Here is a 644-nt window from a genome sequence, read left to right as displayed (position 1 = left end):
GGCATGACGCTGGTGGGGCGTAGGGACAGGGCGCACAGCACCGCATCGGCGACGACGTCGGGGTGTTGCAGCTTGGAGGTGTCCGCGTCGGGGAAGCGCTCCATGATGAACGGCGTTTCCATGCCGCCGGCGATGACGCCGGTGACGCCGATGCCCAGGCAGTCGCGCTGAGCTTCCTGGAACAGGGTGTGGGTGAAGGCCCGCAGACCCGTCTTGCTGGCCGCGTAGGGGCCGGCTTCGGTCCAGGTCCGGTTGGACGCGGTGGACAGGATGTTGACGATGTGCCCTTCGCCGCGTTCGATCATGCGTCGGTAGGTGGCCAGGCAGAGATACATCGGGCCCAGGAGGTTGGTGGTCACCACGTGGGTGACTTCCTCGGCGGTCAGGTGCTCGATCGGCTTGGTGACGTCGACGGCGGCGTTGTTGACGAGGATGTCCAGTGGCCATCCGTCCTGCTCGAGATCCTGGATTGCTGCTGTGACGGCGTCGGGTTCGCGGACGTCGAGTTCCACGAAGCGCGCGATGTGGCCCTCCACGGTCAGGGCTGCGCATACCTTCTCGCCGTCTTCACGGCGTACATCCGTGAGGCACACGCTCGCCCCGGCCTGAGCGAGCCGGCGGGCGATGGCCGCTCCCAGGCCGCG

The 644-nt window shown here is 67.5% G+C and carries 1 protein-coding gene; it reads right to left on the bottom strand.

Translation table 11 applies throughout. From position 1 onward, the window contains the following. Window positions 1-644, bottom strand: a 644-nt coding sequence (locus tag ACYVMZ_RS39390; RefSeq protein ID WP_461088135.1) for an SDR family oxidoreductase, incomplete at both ends; no start/stop codon positions are given.

Source organism: Streptomyces deserti, from assembly GCF_054782695.1.
This window is presented reverse-complemented; position numbering and strand designations above follow the sequence as displayed.